Below are 20,361 nucleotides of genomic sequence, written 5' to 3' on the forward strand. Positions count from 1 at the left end.
GACATTCCGGACTACGAAGCCGCCGCCACCAGACGCGCGTACGAACCGCCCGCCGCCAGCAGTGCCGAGTGCGACCCCAGCTCCGTGATCCGGCCGCCCTCGACCACCGCGACCCGGTCCGCCGCCGCGGCCGTGTGCAGCCGGTGGGCGATCGCGATCACCGTCCGCCCGGCAAGCACGCCGTTCAGCGACCGCTCCAGGTCGCGAGCCGAACCCGTGTCCAGCAGCGACGTCGCCTCGTCCAGCACCAACGTGTGCGGGTCGGCCAGCACCACGCGGGCCAGCGCCAGCTGCTGCGCGATCGCCGCCGGGACCGGGTGCTCGCCCGAGCCCAGCTTCGTGTCGAGCCCGGACGGCAGCGTCGCCACCCAGTCCGCCGCGCCCGCCGAGGTCAGCGCCGCCAGCAGCTCGTCGTCGGTCCAGTCGCCACCCGCCCGACGCGCCGGCAGCGCCAGGTTCTGCCGCAGCGTCCCCGAGAACACGTGGTGCTCCTGGGTCAACAGCAGCACCTCGCCACGCAGGACGTCGTCGGCCAGCGACGAGACGTCCTGGCCGCCGATCCGGACCGAGCCCGACGACGGCGCCGCGATGCCCGCCAGCAGCCGGCCCAGCGTCGACTTGCCCGCGCCGGACGGGCCGACGATCGCCAGCCGCTCGCCGCGGGGGACGCGCAGGTCGATGCCGTGCAGCACCTCGCGGTCGGCCGTGTACGCGAACCGGACGCCGTGCACGTCGATGTCGCGCCCGCGCGGCACCTCCGTCACCTTCGGCGACTCTTCGAGGGACACCTCGTGGATGCCCAGGATCCGGCGCGCGGCGGCCGCCGCGACCTGCAGGTCCTCCAGCCAGAACAGCGCTTCGTTCAGCGGTGCCGACATCGCCTGCACGTACAGCAGCATCGTGGTGATCTCGCCGAGCCCGGCCCAGCCGCGCGTGTACGCGAGCAGCCCGAGCGGCAGCATCACCGCCAGCGGCAGCACGTAGCTGATCTCCAGCGACGGCAGCCACCGCAGCTGCAGCGCCCGCATCCGCCGCTCGCCGAGGATGCTCTGGTCCAGAGCGTCGTACGCCGCGTCGACCCGCCGCTCGGTCAGCCCGAGCGCCTCGACCGTGCGCGCGCCCTCCGCCGTCTCGTGGACGCTGGTGGTCAGGTCCGCCCACCGGTCGAGCATCCACTGCATCAGCGCCGGGATCCGCCGCTGGTACCAGACGTTGACGCTCACCAGCAGCGGAACCGCGATCAGCAGGCCCAGGGAGAGCAGCGGCGACGTCACCACCATCGCGACGACCGTGAACACCACGGTCACCGCCGCGATCAGGATCTCCGGCGCCGCGAACCGCGCCGCGTGGTCGATCCGGCCGAGGTCGGTGGTGGCGCGGCTGAGCAGGTCGCCCGTGCCGGCCGCCTCGACCGTCCCGAGCGGCAGCTGCAACGCCGTCCCGACGAACTCCTCGCGCGTCTCGGCCAGCACCAGCTCGCCGAACACCGCGCCGCGCAACCGCGCGATCTTCCGCGCCACCGCCTGCAGCGCCAAGATTCCGACGAACACCATCGCCAGCACGTCGACGCGGCCCGTCGTCGCGCCCGCCGCGACGTCGTCGACCAGCGAGCCGAGCAGCTGCGGCCCGGCCAGCCCGATCAGCGTGGCCACGGCCAGCGAGCCCAGCAGCAGGCCGAACTCACGTTTGTGGTTCGCCGCCGTCTTCAGCGCCCAGCGCCGGACGTCCCGCCGGGACGCCGTGGGGAGCCGCTTCACACCGTCACCACCTTCGCCGTGAATACCTCGTCGGCCACATGTGTCCACAGTGGACTCTGGCTGAACACCACCGTGGTCTTGCCTCGGCGCAGCGCCGCGACGCGCTCGGTGATGCGTGCCTCCGTGTGCGCGTCGACCGCCGACGTCGGCTCGTCGAGCACCAGGACGTCCGCGTCGGTCGCCAGCGCGCGGGCCAGGTTCAGCCGCTGCCGCTGGCCGCCGGACACCTCGCGCCCGCGCTCGCCGATCACCTCGTCGATGCCGTTGGGCAGCGCCTCGACGATGTCGTCGGCGTCGGCCGCGTACAGCGCTTCGGTGATCCCGACGCCGCTCGGCCGCGCCGGCGCCAGCTGGTCGCGCAGCACGCCCGAGAACCAGATGTCCTGGTTGTGCGCGTAGACGATCCGCCGCCGCAGCTCCGCGAGCGCGACGTGGTCCGCCCGGACGCCGCCGACCAGCACCTCTTCGCCCTCGGCCGGGTCGGCGAACCGCGCCAGCCGGTCGGCCACCGCTTCGCCGTCGGCGCCGAAGTCGACGACCGTCAGCCGCCCGGCCGCGACCCGCACGCCGGACTCGGAGTCGAGGAGCTCCAGCGGCCCCGCGGGCAGCCGGACCGGCTTCTCCGGGTCCGCCAGCTTCGGGTGGATGGCCAGCAGCGTCACCACCTTCCGCGCCGCGACCAGGCCGGACGTGATCGCCCCGACCGCCTCGGTCGCCGCCGTGACCGGCCAGATGAGGAACGCCGAAACGCCGTAGAACGCCACTAGCTGCCCGACGCCGATCTCCCCGGCCACGGCCAGCCGCGCGCCCAGCCAGGTGATCACCACGGTGACCAGGCCGGGCATCGCGATCTCCGCCGCGGCCAGCCACGCCTCGGCCTTGCCGACCTCGACGCCGGCCCGCCGCACCCGCTGGCTCGTGTCGCGGAAGCGGGTGAAGAACCGCCGCTCACCGCCGATGCCACGCAGGATCCGCAGGCCCGACACGATGTCCGCGCCGAGCGCGTTGACGTCACCGCGCTTCTCACGCTGGCTCGCCTTGCGCTTCTGCAGGGGCGCCAGCAGCGGCCCGATGCCCAGCACCGCGACCGGCACGCCGACCAGCGCGACCACGCCGAGCAGCGGCGACGTCGAGAGCAGCCACACCGCCACCACGACGAACGCCAGCAGCGAGCCGAACGCCCGGCCGGTCATCTCGACGGTGTTGCCGATGTGGTTGATGTCGGTCGTGGAGATCGCGACGAGGTTGCCGGTGGTCGTCTTCTCCCGCAGGCCGGCGCCGACGCGCGTGGTGTGCGCCGACACGGCGCGCTGCGTCGAGCCCGCGCCGTGCAGCCACAGGCCGTAGTTGAGGAAGTGCAGCCAGGTCCCGGTGAGCGTCTGCACCACCCCGAGCAGGGCGGCGGCCAGTGCCCAGCGCCAGACGGCGGCGCCGTCGTGCGCGCTGACGGCGCCGATGCCCTGGCCGATCACCAGCGGCACCAGCGCACCGGGCAGCGCCCAGACGACACCGAGCGCGGCAGCGCCCAGCACCGTGCCGAGCCGGGCCCGGAACACGGCGAGCAGGAAGCGGCTCGCACTGGGCCGCGCGGGCAGCCGCAGCGGCGGAAAGGGATACGTGGCGGAAAGCACGATTCCTGACGGTAAGCCGCCGACCAGCGGAAGGCGACCGATTTTCCGGCGCCCTCGCGCCCGCACGCCCTCTTTCGCGCCCGGCCCGGAGTCTCTTTCGTGCTCCGCCCGCCCGTGGGGGGACCCCCGGTTTCAACGTTACTCGCGGGGGCCGACAATTCCGGGTCCGCGCACCCGAGTTGTCCCCAGGCGCGCGTGGTGCCGCCGAGTTGTCCCCAGGCGCCGGGAAGTCACAGCGGGGCCCTCGATGTCAGCTCGGTCACACCCGCCGGCGTCCGCTCGATCCCGGCGGGCCCACCGTCCGGGCCGGCCGGGAGCGCCCCGTATCCTGGCGGCCGTGGCGAACCCTGACACGGACACCGTGACCAGCACCGTTGACACCACCGAGCGCGCCGGGGCGACCCCGGACCACGGCCAGCCGTATCGCGAGCTCGGGCTCGCCGACGACGAGTACGCCCGCATCCGGGAAATCCTCGGCCGCCGGCCCACCGACGCCGAGCTGGCCATGTACTCGGTGATGTGGAGCGAGCACTGCTCCTACAAGTCGTCGAAGAAGCACCTGCGCTACTTCGGGGAGACCGCCACCGACGAGATGAAGGCCAAGATGCTGGCCGGCATCGGCGAGAACGCGGGCGTCGTCGACATCGGCGAGGGCTGGGCGGTCACCTTCAAGGTGGAGAGCCACAACCACCCGTCCTATGTGGAGCCGTACCAGGGCGCCGCGACCGGCGTCGGCGGCATCGTCCGCGACATCATGGCCATGGGCGCGCGGCCCCTCGCGGTCTCGGACGCGCTGCGCTTCGGCCCGGCCGACGCCCCCGACACCAAGCGCGTGCTGCCCGGTGTCGTCGCCGGCGTCGGCGGCTACGGCAACTGCCTCGGCCTGCCGAACATCGGCGGCGAGCTGGTGTTCGACCCGTCCTACGCCGGGAACCCGCTGGTCAACGCCCTGTGCGTCGGCGCGATGCGCGTCGAGGACCTGCACCTGGCGTTCGCGTCCGGCACCGGCAACAAGATCATCCTGTTCGGCGCGCGCACCGGCCTCGACGGCATCGGCGGCGTGTCCGTTCTCGCGAGTGACACCTTTTCGGGTGACGAGTCCTCGGGCGGCCGCAAGAAGCTGCCAAGCGTCCAGGTCGGCGACCCGTTCACGGAGAAGGTGCTCATCGAGTGCTGCCTCGAGCTGTTCGAGCAGAAGCTCGTCGTCGGCATCCAGGACCTCGGCGGCGCCGGGCTGTCCTGCGCGACGTCCGAGCTGGCCGCGGCCGGCGACGGCGGCATGCACATCTACCTCGACCGGGTTCCGTTGCGCGCCACCGGGATGACGCCGGCGGAGGTGCTTTCGAGCGAGTCGCAGGAGCGCATGTGCGCGGTCGTCTCGCCGGAGAACGTCGAGGCGTTCATGGCGGTCTGCCGCAAGTGGGACGTCATCGCCACCGACATCGGCGAGGTCACCGACGGCGAGCACCTGGTGATCACCTGGAACGACGAGGTCGTCGTCGACGTCCCGGCGCACACGGTGGCCCACCAGGGCCCGGTGTACGACCGGCCGATCGAGCGTCCGTCCACTCAGGACGCACTGATCGCGGACACGTCGGCGAAGCTGCCGCGTCCATCCACTCCGGACGAACTGCGCGCGGACGTGCTTCGCCTCATCTCTTCGCCCAACCAGGCTTCCAAGGAATGGGTGACGTCGCAGTACGACCGGTACGTGCGCGGTAACTCCGTGCTCTCGCAGCCGTCCGACTCGGGCATGATCCGGATCGACGAGTCGAGTGGCCGCGGCGTCTCGGTGGCGACGGACTGCAACAGCAAGTTCGTGTACCTGGACCCGTACCGCGGCGCGCAGCTGGCGCTGGCGGAGGCGTACCGCAACGTGGCGACGGGCGGCGCGACGCCGGTGGCGGTCTCGGACTGCCTGAACTTCGGCGCCCCGACCGACCCGGGCGTGATGTGGCAGTTCGAACAGGCGGTGCACGGCCTGGCGGACGGCTGCGTCGAGCTGGGCATCCCGGTGACGGGCGGCAACGTGAGCTTCTTCAACCAGACGGGGTCGACGGCGATCCTGCCGACGCCGGTGATCGGCGTCCTCGGCGTGATCGACGACGTGACCCGCCGCATCCCGACGGGCATCGGCGCGGAGGCGGGCGAAACCCTGCTGCTGCTGGGCGAAACGCACGACGAGCTGGACGGTTCGGCGTGGGCCCGCGAGCTCCACGGCCACCTCGGCGGCGTCCCCCCGCGCGTCGACCTGGCGCGCGAGAAGCTGCTGGGCGAGATCCTGGTGGCGGGCTCCCGTGACGGAATGATCTCGGCAGCGCACGACCTGTCCGACGGCGGCCTGATCCAGACACTGGTCGAGACCGTCCTCATCGGACAGTGCGGCGCCCGAGTGTTCCTCGACGACACCCAGGACCCGTTCGTCCAGCTGTTCTCCGAGTCGGCGGGCCGCGTCCTGGTGGCGATCCCCCGCACAGAGGAGCTCCGCTTCACGGAGATGTGCACGGCGCGCGGGTTGCCGTGGCGCCGGACGGGCGTGGTGGACCCGGAGTCGGGAACCCTGGAGCTGCAGGGAATCACGGAGTTCACGCTCGACGAGCTGCGCGAGCCCTGGGAGAAGACCCTCCCGGCCCTGTTCGACTGACGGATCCCCGGACCTGTCCACAGGGTGGTTCGAATGTGGGCAGGTCGGGGGAGGGTGAGCTTTTCCCGGGGGTTCGTCGCACCCCGCCGATAGACTGGACTCGGGGACGCCCCCCCAGGGAAGGGCGGGGGCTGCTCGGAGTGTGCTGACCCGCGAGGCGGGGCACGCGGCTGGTGAGTGGGCGGCTTGCGAGTGCGGTGTACCCGCGGTTCGGGCTTGCGTGCGATCGGCTGGACCGATCGGCCGTTGCGACGTCCTCTACGCGATGCTCTGCAACGGCACCCACTACCGCCACCCCGAACCCACTCCGGCCCCCGCTGCGGCTTGACAACCCCATAGGGACACCCCCCAAGGGAGGGCGGGGGCCCGGCAAAGTCGCAGTGGCTCGCTCACCCGCAGCTCCGCCAACGTCTTGAATGAGTCATTCAGGTCCCCGCAGACCAGCGCCGCCGAAACCGCCCCCTCGACTTTGCCGGGGCCCTGCAAGGGAAGGGCGGGGCTGTGCTGACCCGCGAGGCGGGTGCACGCGGCTGGTGAGTGGGCGGCTTGCGAGTGCGGTGTACCCGCGGTTCGGGCTTGCGTGCGATCGGCTGGACCGATCGGTCATAGCCTTGGTCGCGGTGGCGGCCGACCTCGGCGGAAGCCGGATCGTCACAGCAGCACCTTGCCCGAGCCCACCCGAAAACGCGGGACCGCTCAGGGCACCTCGGTCCCCTCAGGCAAGCTGGCCTGCCCGAAATCCGGCGGCAGGGCAAACGAAACCTCCCGAAAACTCACCTCATCGTGAGCAGTGAAGTCCCGAAACCCCGTCCCAGCCCCGAACTTGGTCCGCACGAAATCCACCGGCCCGTGCACGCTGGCCCCGGTGAAAAAGACGGAACCCGAAAACGACGTGTCCGTGAACGAAACACTGTTGACGATCATCGCCCGTTGCGCGCCCAGCAGGCCCACCTCCTTGCCCGACAGGTTGAACCGGTCGAGCCGCGCCCCCGAAAGGTCGAGCGCGTAGGCCGGCCCGCCCGAACCGGCGTCCGGCAGCAACGAGCGGATCACCCGCTGGGCCGTACGCCGGGCCTGCAGCTCACGCGCGGCGGCAGCCGGATCGTCGACCTTGTCGATCTCGGGGTGCGCGAACGGGCGCCGCAAGTACGCGCACAGCACGTCCAGCACCGTCTGCGTGTTAGTCTCGGGCCGCGACCGCGCCACTCCGCCCAGCGCGTGGATCGCCCCCACGCGCACCTGGTCGGCGTCGTGCCCGAGCAGCTCGACCGCTTTCGCGAACCGCTCGTCGGAGATGCGCGTGCGTTCGAGTTCGTGCCGGTCCTCCTCGACGCGACGGCGCCGGTCGTTCAACCACAACCCGTACAACGCCGCGACCGCGCCACCCGCCAGCCCCGCGGTCTTGAGCGCGTCGCCCCGGCTGGTCGCGCGGTCGGCGAGCAGCCACACCAGCACTCCGGCGAAGATCGCCGCGCTGACCAGGAATGCCGTCGCCAGGGGTGAGACGCGCAGTCGCCTCACTTGCCGACCTTCGAGACGATCCGGGATTCGCCGTCGCGCAGTTCCTCCAGTGCCCAGCTCGCCGGCAGCTGCACGGTCTTCTCCGACTGGACCCGGGTGTTGTACAGCGAAACCGACTCCGGCAGCGACGCGAACCGCAAGTCCGTCTGGCCGCCGAACGACGTCCGCCGCAGGTCCAGCTCGGCGGTGACGGCCACGTCGGTGAACACCGCGTCCTTGGCGAACTTCGCGTCCTTGAACGTCGTCCGGCCGGCGAACGTCGTCGCCGTGAATTCCGCGTCCTCGGTGAAGGTCGTTCCGCTGAACCAGGCGTGGCTCTCGAAAACCGTTCCACGGCACCGGAAGTGGCCCACCAGACGGCCGTCTCCGGTGCCCGCCGCGGTGAGGTACACCCGGCCCCTGAAGCGGCAGCCGCTCAGGTTCGTGCTGCTGCGCAACGACGCGTACCGCAGCAGGAGGCCGCCGACCAGCTTGCCCGAAAGATCGAAGTACTCCAGCGTCGCGCTGGTCAGGTCCAGGTCGTACGCCGGGCCTTCGGCGTCCCGGCCGGGCAGCAGGTCGGAAACCAGCCGCTGCGCCGTGAGCCGGACCGTGAGCTCGCGTTCCCGTTCCGGCCCCTCGGATTCCTCGACGTCGAACGGCCGCCTCAAGTACGAGCACAACACGTCCAGCACCGTCTGCGTGTACTCCGGACGGCTGCGCGCCAACCCCGCCAGCGCGTGCATCGCCCCCACGCGCACCTGGTCGGCCGCGTGCCCGAGCAGCTCGACGGCCTTCGCGAACCGCTCGTCGGCCACCCGCTCGCGGTCCAGCTCCGCGCGCTGGGACTCGAGCTCGTGCCGCTGCCGCTCGATGTCCTGGCGGCGCTCCTCGACGCGGCGGCGCCGGTCGTTCAGCCACAGCGCGTACAGCGCCACGATCGCGCCGCCGGCCAAGCCGCCGGTTTTCAGCGCGTCACTGCGGCTGGTGGCGGGGTCGGTCAGCAACCAGCCGCCGACCCCGGCCAGCAGCACCACCGACGCGAGGAACGTCCACGCCAGCGGTGATCGCCACAGCTTCACCGGGTCAGGACACCAGCATCGTGCTGACGCAGAAGCCCTTGTCGTCGAAGTTCGTCGCGCTCAGCGTGCCCTTGACGTTCTTGCCCGCGGACGTTCCGGTGACCTGGCCCTCGACGAGGAACTCGTCGTCCGGCACGTCGCCGAGCTCGAGCTGCAGCGGCGGCTTGAGGAACGTCTTGAGCCACGAGTCGAGCAGGTCCTTCGAGTCCGAGCAGCCCAGCGCGAGCGCGCCGGGGGTGTCGCCCGCGTTCAGCTTGTCGATGAAGCCCTGCAGCACGACCTTGGCGTCCGCCCCGCCCCCGCTCGGCGAAGACGGCTTCGTGGTCGGCGTGGTCTTCTTCGGGGTCGTCTTCGGCGTCGACGGCTTGGCGGACGTGCTCGACGACGGCGGCGCCGCGACGTTGTTGTCCTTCGACAGGAAGAAGCCGGGCGCGACGAAGCCGGTGATCCCCACGGCCGCGAGCAGGACGACCACGGCACCGATGGTGATCCACAGCCCGGTCTTGCCCTGCTTCGGCGGCGCCGGCGGCCCGCCGAAGCCCTGGCCGTAGCCCCCGGACTGGTCCCAGCCCGCCATCTGGCCACCCTGGTTCGGGTCCCAGGCCTGCTGGCCGTACTGCTGCGCGTTCGGGTCCGCCCACGCCGACTGCTGCTGCGCGTTCGGGTCGCCCCAAGTCTGCTGCGGCTGCTGGGCGTTCGGGTCACCCCACTGCGGCTGCGGGTTCGCCGGGTAGCCCTGCTGCTGGTTCGGGTCCCAGCCCTGCGGGTACTGCTGCGTCGGGTACGGCTGCTGCTGCTGGTTGGGGTCCCACCCACCCTGCTGCGGGTACGGCTGCTGGAAGCCACCGGACTGGGGCTGCTGGCCGTACGGGTCGGGCTGGCCGGGCTGGCCCGGCTGAGGCGGGTACGTCATCTTTCATGCCTTCCGGGCGCTGGATGTTCGTGCGCTTCCGACGTCCGCAAGGCCTGTGCGGTTCCCCCAGGACGTGGTGAGCAGCATTCTGCAAGGTCGGACGGTACGGCATGAAACCGGCTCCCGGGCGTGACGACGCGAAGTCGTCACGGATCCGGGAGCCGGGGTGGCGGGGACAGGGGTCAGCCGTTGGCGAGAGCCTGGAGCCGGTCGTAGGCACCGTTGAAGGTGTCCTGGTCGAGCGGGCTCGAGGTGTACTGCCAAACGGTGTAGAAGCCCCAGTTGTAGGGCAGGGTGCCGACCGACGACGCGTACCGCGCGACCCACAGCGGGGCCGTGCTGGAGAAGTCACCGCTCACGCAGCTGCCCCACCAGCTCGTCGACGTGTAGATCACCGGGTAGCGGCCGGTCAGGGAGTGGTAGGTATCGTGGAAGTCGAGGATCCACGACGTCATGCCCGCCTTGCTCAGCCCGTAACAAGTCGCGCCGTACGGGTTGTACTCCATGTCCAGTGCACCCGGCAGCGTCCGGCCGTCCTTGGACCAGCCGCCGCCGTGGGCGACGAAGTACCTGGCCTGCGCGGCGCCGCTCGCGGTGTTCGGGGTCGCGAAGTGGTAGGCGCCGCGGATGAAGCCCTGGTTGTAGGAGCCGTTGTACTGCTGCGCGAAGTACGGGTTCGTGTAGCTGGTGCTCTCGGTGGCTTTGGTCCAGACGAACCGCTTGCCCTGGTTCCACCAGCTCGCCCAGTCGACGTTGCCCTGGTAGCCGGCGACGTCCATGCCGGCCACGGTGGCCAGCACCTGGCCGGGAATCGCCTGGCCGGGCTGTGGCTGCTGCGCCGCCTTCTGCGAGTCCGGGGTCGACTTGTCGCCTTCGACGCGCCGGATCTGCGACCCCAGTTCGTGGTCGTGCTGGGCGATGTCCGCGTTGATCGCGGACACGGGGTCGGCTTCGGGGGAGAAGGTCGCCGCCTGGGCCGTGCTGCCGAGCAGGAGCAGCGTGGCCGGGACGACCAGGGCGGCGAACAGCCGCCTTCTTCGGGAAGTGGACATCGTTGAATCCCTTCACAGATACCCTCGCTGAGGACGGCTTACTGCAGGTAGCCGCCCGTGCACGATTGTGAGGACGAAGGGGCGCTTTGTCACTCAGTTCCGTGAAATTGGGTATACGTGTGGGTGATTTTCCCGGGAAGAAGATCGTCAATCGGTGACCGGTTAACACCTATAATTCGTGAGGCCGGTCAGCCGAGCGCGAGGGCGCGCAGCCGGTCGGCCGGGCCGTTGAACCAGTTCTGGTCGCCGGGCAGGGAACCGCTGTCGGCGAACTGCCAGATCGTGTGGACGCTCCAGCTCGCGGGCAGCTCGCCGATGAAGGTGTTGTAGCGGGCGATCCACAGCGGATTGCCGCCGAAGCCGCCGTTGTTCGCGGTGCAGCGCTTCCACCAGCTCGTCGACGTGTAGATGGCCGGGTAGCGCCCGGTCGCCGCGCGGTAGGTCTCGGAGAAGTCGCTGATCCAGCGGACCATCCCGGCCGCGTCCTTGCCGTAGCAGGTTTCGCCGTACGGGTTGTACTCCGCGTCGAGTGCGCCGGGCAGGGTCCGGCCGTCGGCCGACCAGCCGCCGCCGTGGGCCAGGAAGTACCGCGCCTGCGACGCGCCGTCGGAGATGTCCGGCCGGGCGAAGTGGTAGGCGCCGCGGATCAGGCCGGCGTCGTAGGAACCGTTGTACTGCTGGGCGAACTGCGGGTTGACGAACCCGGTGCCCTCGGTCGCCTTGACGTAGACGAACTTCGCGCCCGTCCGCGCCGCGCCGGGCCAGTCGACCGGGCCCTGGTGACCGCTGACGTCGTGCCCGAGCTGCTGGTCGTCGGTCGCGTACAGCGGGCCGGGCGCCGCGTCGACGCCTTCGACCTTGGCGATCTGCGAGCCGGCGTAGTGGTCCGCGGCGCCGGCGTAGATGTCGTCGGCCTCCGCCGGCGCCGGTCCGGCGACGAGCAGGACGGCAGCGGCGAAGGGAAGCAGTGCACGACGTCTCACCCTCATGCTCCCCACCGGTCTCGTGAGTCTTGTCCAGCCTCACGATGCACCCGAGTCGCCGATCCGGCGACTCGGGTGGTCACCCGATGGAGTTAAATCCGCAGGTCAGCGCGGTTCGTCGGCCAGCGCCTTCAGCAGGTGCTCGGCCGGGACGACGGCCGTGATCAGGTCGTGCGGGTTGATCGCGACGGGGTGCCCGCCGAGCAGGCCGACGATGTCGCGGCCGACCACGGCGCGGGCGTGCGGCCACTCGCGCGGCACCAGCGCCTTGCGGGTGTAGGCGGGCACCATGACCCGGCCGTCGGTGTTGTGGAAGCCGATCACCGTGCGCTGCACCGGCGACATCGCGTAGACGAACAGCGTCGAGTCGAGGACGACCTTCGGCAGGTCCGACGCCGGCCGGTGCTCGGTACGGACGAGCTGCAGCAGCTGCTCGAGGTCGTTCGACGGCTCCGGGAAGCCGAGCGCCTTGGGTGAAGGCCGGTAGCGGTCGTTGGGGTGGAAGTCGGCGACGACGTCGCCCGCGCCGTTCACCGGGTAGGCGCCGACGACCGCCCACGACGGCACCGGGCCGTTCGGGTCGAAGGCTTCGTCGATGACGTAGAGCCAGCTGTCGGGGTTGGCGCGGGCGTTCGCGCGCATCTCCGAGGTGATCTCGGGCGTGCCGTGCTTGCCGGAGCGCCGCGCCTGCTGGCCGCCGCGCCGCGCGGCGCGGTTGTGCTTGCTGTGCTTGCCCGGGCGATCGGCCCCGCTTCCGGTGGGCTGCTGCGAAACCATCCGATCTGCCTCGTCCCGCTGCGCCATCTACATCCCCACGTTCTCGGGTGTGCCTGAAAAGTCTTGGTGCGCCACTCTACTGTTTGCCCATGGCCTCTTCGCGTTCGGTCGACCCCGGACAGTTACGTGCGGCGGTGCTGGCGATTTCCGGGTGGCTGCAAGGCGACGCCCCCGATCCGGCGCGGCCGGAGCTGGCCGCGGCGGTCCGGCTCAGCCTGCGCGCGCTCGCGGCCGACGCGCCGGGCCGCACCGTCGAGGTCCGCGTGCCGCCGTTCGCGGCGGTGCAGTGCGTGGACGGGCCGCGGCACACCCGCGGCACCCCGCCGAACGTGATCGAGACCGACCCGCGCACGTGGCTCGAGCTCGCCACCGGCCGGCTGGACTGGACCACGGCGGTGGCGGACGGCCGGGTGTCCGCGTCGGGCACCCGGGCCGACCTTTCCCACTGGCTCCCGCTCCTCCGGATCTGATTCCGGATCCGGAGGAAGGCGGGAGCGGGCCGGGCTACGGCTTGCGGCCGACGCCGCCGGAGATCGTCCGCTGCGCGACGTTGAGCTCCTTGAGCCGCGGGCCGTCCGGCCACCAGTCGGCGCACAGCGTCACACCGGGGTCGACCATTTCGAGGCCGGGGAACAGCGCCTCGATCTCCTTCTGCGTCCGGAACGTGCCCGAGCCCATCGGGCTGTGCACGAAGAAGTCCTCCATGCGGCGCGCGGTCGCGGAGTCCTCGTTCTCGGGGTCGGAGAAGTGGCTGAGCCCGACGAAGGAGCCGGACGGCAGCGCGTCGACGTACTCCCGCATGATCTCGGCCGGCCGGTCGTGGTCGCCCTTGAAGTGGTGCAGCGTGCCCATCTGCAGCAGCACGAGCGGCTGCGTGAAGTCGATGTGCTCGCGGACGACCTCGTTCTGGAGGATCCGCTGCGGCTCGAAGATGTCTTCGGCGACGAAGTGGGTGTGCTCGTTCTCTTCGAGCAGCGCGCGGCCGTGCGCGAGGACCACCGGGTCGTTGTCTACGTAGACGACCTTGGTCTCCGGGTTGATCCGCTGGACGACCTGGTGGGTGTTCTCCGCCGTCGGCAGGCCGGATCCGAGGTCGAGGAACTGGGTGATGCCGGTCTGGCTGGCGAGGAAGCGGCACGCGCGGATGAGGAAACCGCGGTTTTCGAAGGCGAGGTCCTGAGCTTCCGGCGCGGCCTGCTGCACCTTGTGCAGGACCTCCCGGTCGATCTCGTAGTTGTCCTTCCCGAGGAGGAAGGCGTCGTACACGCGCGCGATGCTCGCTCGGGTCGGGTCGACCCCCACAGGAACTCGTTCGGTCCGGGTCGCGGCTTCGGGCATCTTGAACCTCGCAAGTTCTGTGTCGAAAGTCTCGTACTCTACGTAGAGTAGGCCGACGCGCGCATGGGGTAAACCGGGTCACCTCTTTGCGCAGGACGGGTTAACGTGTACTTTCGGTAGTCGGGCTAGAACCCCCTGGTGACGTGAGCGCGGAAGGTCCGGGAATGAACGCGGTGAACGCGTCCGCAGGCGAACAGAACATCGGCCCCACTGCGCGCCGCATGATCCTGGGCTCGCAGCTGCGGCGCCTCCGTGAAGAGGCCGGCATCACCCGCCAGCAGGCCGGGTACAACATCCGCGGGTCCGAGTCGAAGATCAGCCGCCTGGAACTGGGCCGGGTCGGCTTCAAGGAACGCGACGTCACCGACCTCCTGACGATGTACGGCGTCGAGGACTCCACCGAGCGCCAGACGTTCCTCGACATGGTCAAGCAGTCGAACGAGCCGGGCTGGTGGCGCCGCTTCGGCGACACGATGCCGAACTGGTTCACCGACCTCGTCGGCCTGGAAGAAGCCGCGGCCCGGATCCAGATCTGGGAGCCGCTGTACGTCTCGGGCCTGCTGCAGATCGAGGGGTACGCCCGGGCGATCTTCAGCCACGGCCGTCCGGAGATGGCCGACGAGCGCGTCGACCAGCTGGTCGCGCTGCGCATGCGCCGGCAGAAGATGTTCAGCAGGCCGGACGCGCCCCGCGTGTGGATGGTGCTCGACGAGTCCGTCCTGTACCGGCCGATCGGCGGGATGAAGGTGCTCAAGCAGCAGATCGAATACCTGCTGGAGATGAGCGCGCTGCCGCACGTGTCGGTGCAGATACTCCCGTTCTCCCGGAGCGGGCTGTCCGCGGAGCACGCGTTTTCGCTGCTGCGGTTCGGCGAACCGGAACTGCCGAACATCGCGTACGTCGAGTACCTGACCGGCGCGCACTACATCGAGAAGCGCGAAGAGATCGAGAAGTACAGCCGCTCGCTCGACATGCTGGCGGTCGACTCCGAGACGCCGGAGCGGAGCCGGGCGCTGCTCGCGAAGCGGCGCGCCGAGATCTGAGAACGCCCTGGTGAACCGCTTCACCGGCGTCGACGTGTTCCCGGTAGGTGGTCACCGTTGGTATCCGCGGGTCGGCGGCACTCCCGGGTAATGCCCCGGTCAGCGGTGACTACTCGTAGTTGTTAACCCATTAGGGTCTCTAACTATCACCCGATAGGTTAACTGTGACCTGGTGATCCTTTACCGTCCGAGAACTTTGCATGAAATTCTGCACGTGCATTTACCGTTGCAGGCACACGTGCTAGCCTCCGATACGCGGGCAAATGCACATGCAGATGCATTGCTCGACAAGGTTTTCCGCATCGAGAGGTGGACCATGGCTGAGCGATTCGAGAACGGCATCCCGGCCGACCGGCTCTCCGGGGCCGAGTGGCGCAAGGCGAGCTACAGCGGCGCCGTCGGCAACTGCGTCGAGGTCGCGCCGCTGACCACCGGTGAGATCGCCATGCGCAACTCGCGGTTCCCGACCGGTCCGGCGCTCGTCTACACGCGCGCGGAGATGGCGGCGTTCCTGGCCGGCGCGAAGGACGGTGAATTCGACGATGTCCTCGGCTGAGGCCGTCGCCCCCGTCTTCGACATCGAAACCGGACTGCAGGCGCTGGTGGCCCGCGGCTACCAGTTCGTCCACCCCGCCGACGAGCGCGGTGAGGTCCTGGCCGTCGTCGGTGTGCGGGTGCACGATGACGTGGTGGACGTCGTCCGGCTCAACGCCGAAGACGACGTGGAGGCGATCCGGATGCCCGGTACCGAAGACAACATCTTCGAGCCGGAGCGCTGGCTGTGGCGCCGCAGCGGTGAAGGCGCCCAAGTGCTCGCGGAGATGCTCTCGCTGCCGGATGCTTGCTAGGCATGAAGACTTCAGGCCCTGTCCGAAGTGGTCAGTACCACGTCGGGCGGGGCCTGACGCATGTTCGCACCGTCTACACTGAAGCTGGCCTGACCACGTCTTCCCAGGAGCTCCTCGGTGGTTTCCGACCCGCAAGTCGTGTCCGACCAGCCCGACCCGGAACCCCGTGAGGAGTGTGGCGTCTTCGGCGTCTGGGCTCCCGGGGAAGAAGTCGCGAAGCTGACCTACTACGGCCTCTACGCCCTGCAGCACCGCGGGCAGGAGGCCGCCGGCATCTCCGTCTCCGACGGCTCGCAGATCGTGGTCTTCAAGGACCTCGGCCTGGTGAGCCAGGTGTTCGACGAACAGATCCTGCAGTCGCTGCAGGGGCACATCGCCGTCGGGCACTGCCGGTACTCGACCACCGGCGCGACGATCTGGGAGAACGCCCAGCCGATCTTCCGCACCACCGCGACCGGCAGCGGCCTTTCCTTCGCGCACAACGGCAACCTCGTCAACACGGCGGAGCTGCGCGAGCGCACCCTCGCCGCCGGGCTCAAGCCGCACGCGGGCCTGACCGGCTCGTCGAGCGACTCCGACCTGGTCTGCGGCCTGCTCGCGGCGAACGCCGCCGACAAGGGCATCGAAGCCGCCGCGATGGAGCTGCTCCCCACGCTCAAGGGCGCCTTCTGCCTGGTCTTCGCCGACGAGAACACGCTCTACGCGGCGCGTGACCCGCACGGCGTGCACCCCCTGGTCCTCGGCAGGCTCGAGCGCGGCTGGGTCGTCTCGAGCGAGACGGCGGGCCTCGACATCGTCGGCGCGTCCTTCGTCCGCGAGGTCGAGCCCGGCGAGCTCATCGCGATCGACGCGGAAGGCCTGCGCTCGTCCCGTTTCGCGAGCCCGGACCCCAAGGGCTGCGTCTTCGAGTACGTCTACCTCGCCCGTCCCGACACCACGATCGCCGGCCGTGGCGTGCACGCCACGCGCGTCGACATCGGCCGCCGGCTCGCGTCCGAGCAGCCGGTCGAGGCCGACCTGGTCATGCCGGTGCCGGAGTCCGGCACCCCGGCCGCCATCGGCTACGCGCAGGGCTCCGGCATCCCCTACGGCACCGGCCTGGTGAAGAACGCCTACGTCGGGCGCACGTTCATCCAGCCGTCGCAGACCATCCGCCAGCTGGGCATCCGCCTCAAGCTCAACCCGCTGCGCGACGTCATCCGCGGCAAGCGCCTGGTCGTGGTGGACGACTCCATCGTCCGCGGCAACACCCAGCGCGCGCTGGTCCGGATGCTGCGGGAGGCCGGTGCGCTCGAGGTGCACGTCCGGATCGCGTCGCCGCCCGTGCGCTGGCCGTGTTTCTACGGCATCGACTTCGCGTCGCGGGCCGAGCTCGTCGCGAACGGCGTCGACCTCGACGGCATCCGCCGCTCGATCGGGGCCGACTCGCTGGGCTACATTTCCCTCGACGGCCTGGTCGCGGCCACGGAACAGCCGAAGTCGCGGCTGTGCACGGCGTGCTTCTCCGGCGAGTACCCGATCGCGCTCCCGGAGGACGCGCTGATCGGCAAGCACCTGCTCGAAAGCCTCGACTCGGTCAATGGCGCGGCAACTCCGGTCAGCTCCGCCGGGTACGGTGCCGAAGACGCCGTCCGGCGTCCCTAGCAGTTCCTTCCAGAGGGAGTCCTTCCACCGTGAGCGAGTCCACGAGCGCCACGTACGCCGCCGCCGGCGTCAGCATCGACGCCGGTGACCAAGCCGTCGAGCTGCTCAAGCCGCACGCCGCGCGGGCCACGCGCCCCGAGGTCCTGGGTGGCGTCGGCGGCTTCGCCGGGCTCTTCTCCCTGAGGCTCGACAAGTGGAAGGAGCCGGTGCTCGCGTCGTCGACCGACGGCGTCGGCACCAAGATCGCGGTCGCGCAGGCGCTGGACAAGCACGACACCGTCGGCATCGACCTGGTCGCCATGGTCGTCGATGACCTCGTCGTGACCGGCGCCGAGCCGCTGTTCCTGCAGGACTACATCGCCGTCGGCAAGGTGCATCCGGAGAAGATCGCCGCGCTGGTCGGCGGCATCGCCGAGGGCTGCGTCCAGGCCGGCTGCGCGCTGCTGGGCGGCGAGACCGCCGAGCACCCGGGCCTGATGGGCGAGCACGACTACGACATGTCGGCCACCGGGGTCGGCGTCGTCGAGGCGTCGCAGCTGCTCTCGCCGGAAAAGGTCCGCCCGGGGGACGTCGTGCTCGCGCTCGGCTCGTCGGGCCTGCACTCGAACGGTTACTCCCTGGCCCGGCACGTCCTGCTGGACATCGCGCGGATGCCGCTGAGCGGGCACGTCGAGGAGTTCGGCCGCACCCTCGGCGAGGAGATGCTGGAGCCGACGCGGATTTACGCGAAGGACTGCCTCGCGCTCGCGGCCGAGACCGAGGTCCGGACGTTCGCGCACATCACCGGCGGTGGCCTGGAGGCGAACCTGGCCCGCGTCATGCCGCGCGGCCTGGTCGCCCGGCTCGAGCGCGGGACCTGGACGCCGGCGCCGGTGTTCGCGGTGATCGGCCAGCGCGGCAAGGTCGAGCGTGCCGAGCTGGAGAAGACGTTCAACATGGGCGTCGGCATGGTCGCGATCGTCGGCGCCGAAGACGTCGACCGGGCGCTGGCCATGCTGACCGCGCGGCACGTCCCCGCGTGGATCCTGGGTGACGTCCAGCCCGCCGGCGACGTCGACGGCCCGCGCGCGGTTCTCTCGGGCGACCACCCGCGCTTCTGAAACGTACTTGATCGCAGCTGTCACACTGGTCGAGTGGCAGCCGAAGACGTGGTGATCGGCTCCCGGTTCACGATCCCGGGAGCCGAGTTGAGCGAGCGCTTTTCGCGCTCGTCCGGCCCGGGCGGCCAGGGCGTGAACACCACCGACTCGCGCGTCGAGCTGTCCTTCGACGTCGCTTCGTCGCCGTCGATCCCGGAGCACCTGCGTGACCGGGTCCTGGCCGGGCTCGGCTCGCGGCTGGTCGACGGCGTCCTGACGATCGCGGCCAGCGAACACCGCTCGCAGCTGCAGAACCGGGAAGCGGCCCGCGGCCGCCTGACGAACCTCCTGAAGGACGCGTCGGCGCCGCCGCCGGCCAAGCGGCGCGCCACGAAGCCGTCCCGCGGTTCGAAGGAGCGCCGCCTGGCGTCGAAGAAGCGCCGGAGCGACGTGAAACGCGGCCGCTCCGGCCGCTTCGACGATTAGCTCAGCGACAAGTGCACGCACTCACCCGCCGGCCGGTAGCCGACGCGGGCGTAGACGGTGCCGATCCCCAGGTCACCCGGGGTGAGGAACGCGGTGTGCGCGCCGGCTTCGTGGACGTCGCGGGTGAGGCGCGCGGTGAGCGCCGCGGCGATCCCGCGCCTCCGGTACGCCTCGAGCACGGCGATCCCGGCGACCTCGGTGGTGCCGTCGACGATGTCCAGCGCGACCCCGCCGCCGACGACCACGCCGGCCTCTTCCGCGAGGAGGTGCCGTCCGGTGGTCTTCAGCCGGTCGGCCTCGGCGTCGCTGATCTCCGGCGCCTCGCCGAACGCGATGTTCTGCGCGGCTCGCATGCGCCGGAAGTCTTCGGTGGACTCCGGCGCCCGCAGCCGGATCCCCGCCGGAGCCGGCCGATCGACCCGGTCGGCCGGCGAACAGGTCATCAGCGGCACCCGGCGTTCGAGCGCGTACCCCGCCTCGACCAGCAGGTTCTCCAGGTCGGGGGCGACGTCGGTGAAGTACTCGAGCCGCGGGAGCAGGTCCCGCCGCCGGTACGCCTCGGTCAGGGCGCCGATCTCGGCCGCCGTCGGCTTCGCGCCGTCGTCCGGGATCGCGTAGTTGAGCATCGGATGGGCCGTGCCCGGTGAGTAGGTGGCCAGGAAGGGGCCGACCTGCTCGGTGTTCCGGCCGCGCGGCGCCGTCTTGCGGACATAAGCCTGAATAGCGGACATCGCTGGGTTGGAGCCTTTCGAGAGCATGTCAAGGAACCGCGGCCCCGGACGGGCTGGCGGGCGGAACGCTGGGCGTCAGGCCTAGCGGGGGCCGACGCCGGAGGCGGCGCCAGGCATAGGCGGTCATTCCTTGACTCGAAACGGGCTCTTCCCGGCCATCTTGGCACGGCTCGCAAGCGGTTTACTGGCGTTCCGGGTGGGCGACGGCCGCGTAGCGCGTGTCCCAGACCGAACGCGGGACCCGCATCCTGAGCGGGGCTTCGCAGATCGTCCGGCGTTGCGCCGGAATCGTGACGGGCACCGGCGGCGGCGGGTCGAGCGCCCGCCAGCCGCGACGGCTGAGGGCCGCGCCGAGCGTCGCGCCCGCCGTGTTGAGCAGGACGTCGTCGGTCGAGGTCACGCGGCCGGTGTGGATCAGATATTGCGTACCTTCCACCAGCACGGACGCGACCAGCGCGGCCAGCGCGATCCGCAGCAGGGTGCGCAGGCGGCTCATCCTCAAAGGCAGCAAGGCGCCGAGCGGGCACAGCAGCAGGACGTTGCCGATCACCTGCCAGAGCGACCCGTCGTCGCTGAAAGCCGCGGTGATGTCGGCGCCGGGAACGAGGTCGAGCGTGCTCACGCCGGAGGTGCCGACGGGCATCGTGACCAGGCACAACACCAGGAATGCGACGAGGAATGCGGCGCTGTCGACGCCGGCTGTCGCGGTCGCGTACCGGGCGGGCAGTCTTCGCCGCCGTCGAGCCGCGAGCAGTGGCCAGCCGAGCAGCGCGTACGGCAGCGCGATGGCCGAAACCGGAATCATCCCCCAGAAGGCGCGCAGCAAGGCTTCCATGCGCCTCCTCTCTCGAAC

The 20,361-nt window shown here is 70.6% G+C and carries 19 protein-coding genes; 8 read left to right on the top strand and 11 right to left on the bottom strand.

The window, feature by feature from the left end:
- Positions 1 to 11 precede the first annotated feature (11 nt).
- Complete coding sequence (locus ABZ342_RS05365) at positions 12 to 1,757, bottom strand: ABC transporter ATP-binding protein (protein WP_360468946.1); 1,746 nt, start codon at positions 1,755 to 1,757, stop codon at positions 12 to 14.
- Positions 1,754 to 3,388 (bottom strand): ABC transporter ATP-binding protein, encoded by a 1,635-nt coding sequence (locus ABZ342_RS05370; protein ID WP_360468948.1) that lies wholly within the window; start codon positions 3,386 to 3,388, stop codon positions 1,754 to 1,756. The genes ABZ342_RS05365 and ABZ342_RS05370 overlap by 4 nt, the downstream gene beginning before the upstream one ends.
- Positions 3,389 to 3,749: 361 nt before the next feature.
- On the opposite strand from ABZ342_RS05370, the gene purL reads away from it, so the two are divergent.
- Positions 3,750 to 6,032 carry a phosphoribosylformylglycinamidine synthase subunit PurL gene (gene purL / locus ABZ342_RS05375; protein ID WP_360469233.1) on the top strand — a complete coding sequence of 761 codons (2,283 nt, stop codon included), beginning with the start codon at positions 3,750 to 3,752 and terminating at the stop codon, positions 6,030 to 6,032.
- A gap of 696 nt (positions 6,033 to 6,728) precedes the next feature.
- On the opposite strand, the gene ABZ342_RS05380 is transcribed toward purL, so the two are convergent.
- From ABZ342_RS05380 to ABZ342_RS05405, 6 genes are all read right to left on the bottom strand, one after another.
- A complete protein-coding gene (locus ABZ342_RS05380; RefSeq protein ID WP_360468950.1) occupies positions 6,729 to 7,487 on the bottom strand; it encodes a pentapeptide repeat-containing protein in 759 nt (252 codons plus the stop codon).
- A 62-nt stretch (positions 7,488 to 7,549) separates the two neighbouring features.
- Complete coding sequence (locus ABZ342_RS05385; RefSeq protein ID WP_360468952.1) at positions 7,550 to 8,614, bottom strand: pentapeptide repeat-containing protein; 1,065 nt, start codon at positions 8,612 to 8,614, stop codon at positions 7,550 to 7,552.
- 4 nt (positions 8,615 to 8,618) lie between these two features.
- Positions 8,619 to 9,527 (bottom strand): hypothetical protein, encoded by a 909-nt coding sequence (locus ABZ342_RS05390; protein WP_360468955.1) that lies wholly within the window; start codon positions 9,525 to 9,527, stop codon positions 8,619 to 8,621.
- A 182-nt stretch (positions 9,528 to 9,709) separates the two neighbouring features.
- Entirely contained in the window at positions 9,710 to 10,579 is an 870-nt protein-coding gene (locus tag ABZ342_RS05395) for a lysozyme (RefSeq protein WP_360468958.1), read from the bottom strand.
- 188 nt (positions 10,580 to 10,767) lie between these two features.
- Positions 10,768 to 11,568, bottom strand: a complete 801-nt coding sequence (locus ABZ342_RS05400) for a lysozyme (protein WP_155548007.1) — start codon at positions 11,566 to 11,568, stop codon at positions 10,768 to 10,770.
- Positions 11,569 to 11,667: 99 nt separating this feature from the next.
- Complete coding sequence (locus ABZ342_RS05405; RefSeq protein WP_155548006.1) at positions 11,668 to 12,366, bottom strand: type VII secretion system-associated protein; 699 nt, start codon at positions 12,364 to 12,366, stop codon at positions 11,668 to 11,670.
- Positions 12,367 to 12,428: 62 nt separating this feature from the next.
- Between ABZ342_RS05405 and ABZ342_RS05410 the strand changes: the two genes are divergently transcribed.
- On the top strand, positions 12,429 to 12,809 hold the full coding sequence (locus tag ABZ342_RS05410) for a sterol carrier family protein (protein ID WP_360468962.1): 381 nt from the start codon (positions 12,429 to 12,431) through the stop codon (positions 12,807 to 12,809).
- A gap of 34 nt (positions 12,810 to 12,843) precedes the next feature.
- On the opposite strand, the gene ABZ342_RS05415 is transcribed toward ABZ342_RS05410, so the two are convergent.
- Complete coding sequence (locus ABZ342_RS05415; protein ID WP_360468965.1) at positions 12,844 to 13,641, bottom strand: SAM-dependent methyltransferase; 798 nt, start codon at positions 13,639 to 13,641, stop codon at positions 12,844 to 12,846.
- Positions 13,642 to 13,841: 200 nt separating this feature from the next.
- On the opposite strand from ABZ342_RS05415, the gene ABZ342_RS05420 reads away from it, so the two are divergent.
- From ABZ342_RS05420 to arfB, 6 genes are all read left to right on the top strand, one after another.
- Positions 13,842 to 14,720: a helix-turn-helix transcriptional regulator gene (locus ABZ342_RS05420; RefSeq protein WP_155548004.1), complete on the top strand. Its 879-nt coding sequence runs from the start codon at positions 13,842 to 13,844 to the stop codon at positions 14,718 to 14,720.
- Positions 14,721 to 15,036: 316 nt separating this feature from the next.
- Positions 15,037 to 15,276, top strand: coding sequence for a DUF397 domain-containing protein (locus ABZ342_RS05425; RefSeq protein ID WP_360468969.1), 240 nt, complete (start codon positions 15,037 to 15,039; stop codon positions 15,274 to 15,276).
- On the top strand, positions 15,263 to 15,568 hold the full coding sequence (locus tag ABZ342_RS05430) for a hypothetical protein (protein WP_155548002.1): 306 nt from the start codon (positions 15,263 to 15,265) through the stop codon (positions 15,566 to 15,568). Before ABZ342_RS05425 ends, ABZ342_RS05430 begins: the two co-directional genes overlap by 14 nt.
- A gap of 117 nt (positions 15,569 to 15,685) precedes the next feature.
- A complete protein-coding gene (purF, locus tag ABZ342_RS05435; RefSeq protein WP_155548001.1) occupies positions 15,686 to 17,212 on the top strand; it encodes an amidophosphoribosyltransferase in 1,527 nt (508 codons plus the stop codon).
- Between the two features lie 29 nt (positions 17,213 to 17,241).
- Positions 17,242 to 18,312, top strand: coding sequence for a phosphoribosylformylglycinamidine cyclo-ligase (gene purM, locus ABZ342_RS05440; RefSeq protein WP_155548000.1), 1,071 nt, complete (start codon positions 17,242 to 17,244; stop codon positions 18,310 to 18,312).
- 48 nt (positions 18,313 to 18,360) lie between these two features.
- A complete protein-coding gene (arfB, locus tag ABZ342_RS05445) occupies positions 18,361 to 18,777 on the top strand; it encodes an alternative ribosome rescue aminoacyl-tRNA hydrolase ArfB (protein WP_155549356.1) in 417 nt (138 codons plus the stop codon).
- Here arfB and ABZ342_RS05450 read toward each other — a convergent pair.
- Both ABZ342_RS05450 and ABZ342_RS05455 read right to left on the bottom strand, forming a co-directional pair.
- Positions 18,774 to 19,508: a GNAT family N-acetyltransferase gene (locus tag ABZ342_RS05450; RefSeq protein ID WP_360468973.1), complete on the bottom strand. Its 735-nt coding sequence runs from the start codon at positions 19,506 to 19,508 to the stop codon at positions 18,774 to 18,776. The genes arfB and ABZ342_RS05450 overlap by 4 nt on opposite strands.
- Before the next feature lie 181 nt (positions 19,509 to 19,689).
- A complete protein-coding gene (locus ABZ342_RS05455) occupies positions 19,690 to 20,343 on the bottom strand; it encodes a VanZ family protein (protein ID WP_360468976.1) in 654 nt (217 codons plus the stop codon).
- Between the last annotated feature and the right edge of the window lie 18 nt (positions 20,344 to 20,361).

This window comes from Amycolatopsis sp. NPDC005961 (assembly GCF_040629235.1).
Classification (GTDB): Bacteria; Actinomycetota; Actinomycetes; order Mycobacteriales; family Pseudonocardiaceae; genus Amycolatopsis; species Amycolatopsis camponoti.

Coding starts and splice junctions, on each gene's coding strand:
- ABZ342_RS05390 (WP_360468955.1), bottom strand. CDS start 9,527: ATGACGTACCCGCCTCAGCCGGGCCAGCCCGGCCAGCCCGACCCGTAC.
- ABZ342_RS05395 (WP_360468958.1), bottom strand. CDS start 10,579: ATGTCCACTTCCCGAAGAAGGCGGCTGTTCGCCGCCCTGGTCGTCCCG.
- ABZ342_RS05400 (WP_155548007.1), bottom strand. CDS start 11,568: ATGAGGGTGAGACGTCGTGCACTGCTTCCCTTCGCCGCTGCCGTCCTG.
- ABZ342_RS05405 (WP_155548006.1), bottom strand. CDS start 12,366: ATGGCGCAGCGGGACGAGGCAGATCGGATGGTTTCGCAGCAGCCCACC.
- ABZ342_RS05410 (WP_360468962.1), top strand. CDS start 12,429: ATGGCCTCTTCGCGTTCGGTCGACCCCGGACAGTTACGTGCGGCGGTG.
- ABZ342_RS05420 (WP_155548004.1), top strand. CDS start 13,842: ATGAACGCGGTGAACGCGTCCGCAGGCGAACAGAACATCGGCCCCACT.
- ABZ342_RS05425 (WP_360468969.1), top strand. CDS start 15,037: ATGGCTGAGCGATTCGAGAACGGCATCCCGGCCGACCGGCTCTCCGGG.
- ABZ342_RS05430 (WP_155548002.1), top strand. CDS start 15,263: ATGTCCTCGGCTGAGGCCGTCGCCCCCGTCTTCGACATCGAAACCGGA.
- ABZ342_RS05450 (WP_360468973.1), bottom strand. CDS start 19,508: ATGTCCGCTATTCAGGCTTATGTCCGCAAGACGGCGCCGCGCGGCCGG.
- ABZ342_RS05455 (WP_360468976.1), bottom strand. CDS start 20,343: ATGGAAGCCTTGCTGCGCGCCTTCTGGGGGATGATTCCGGTTTCGGCC.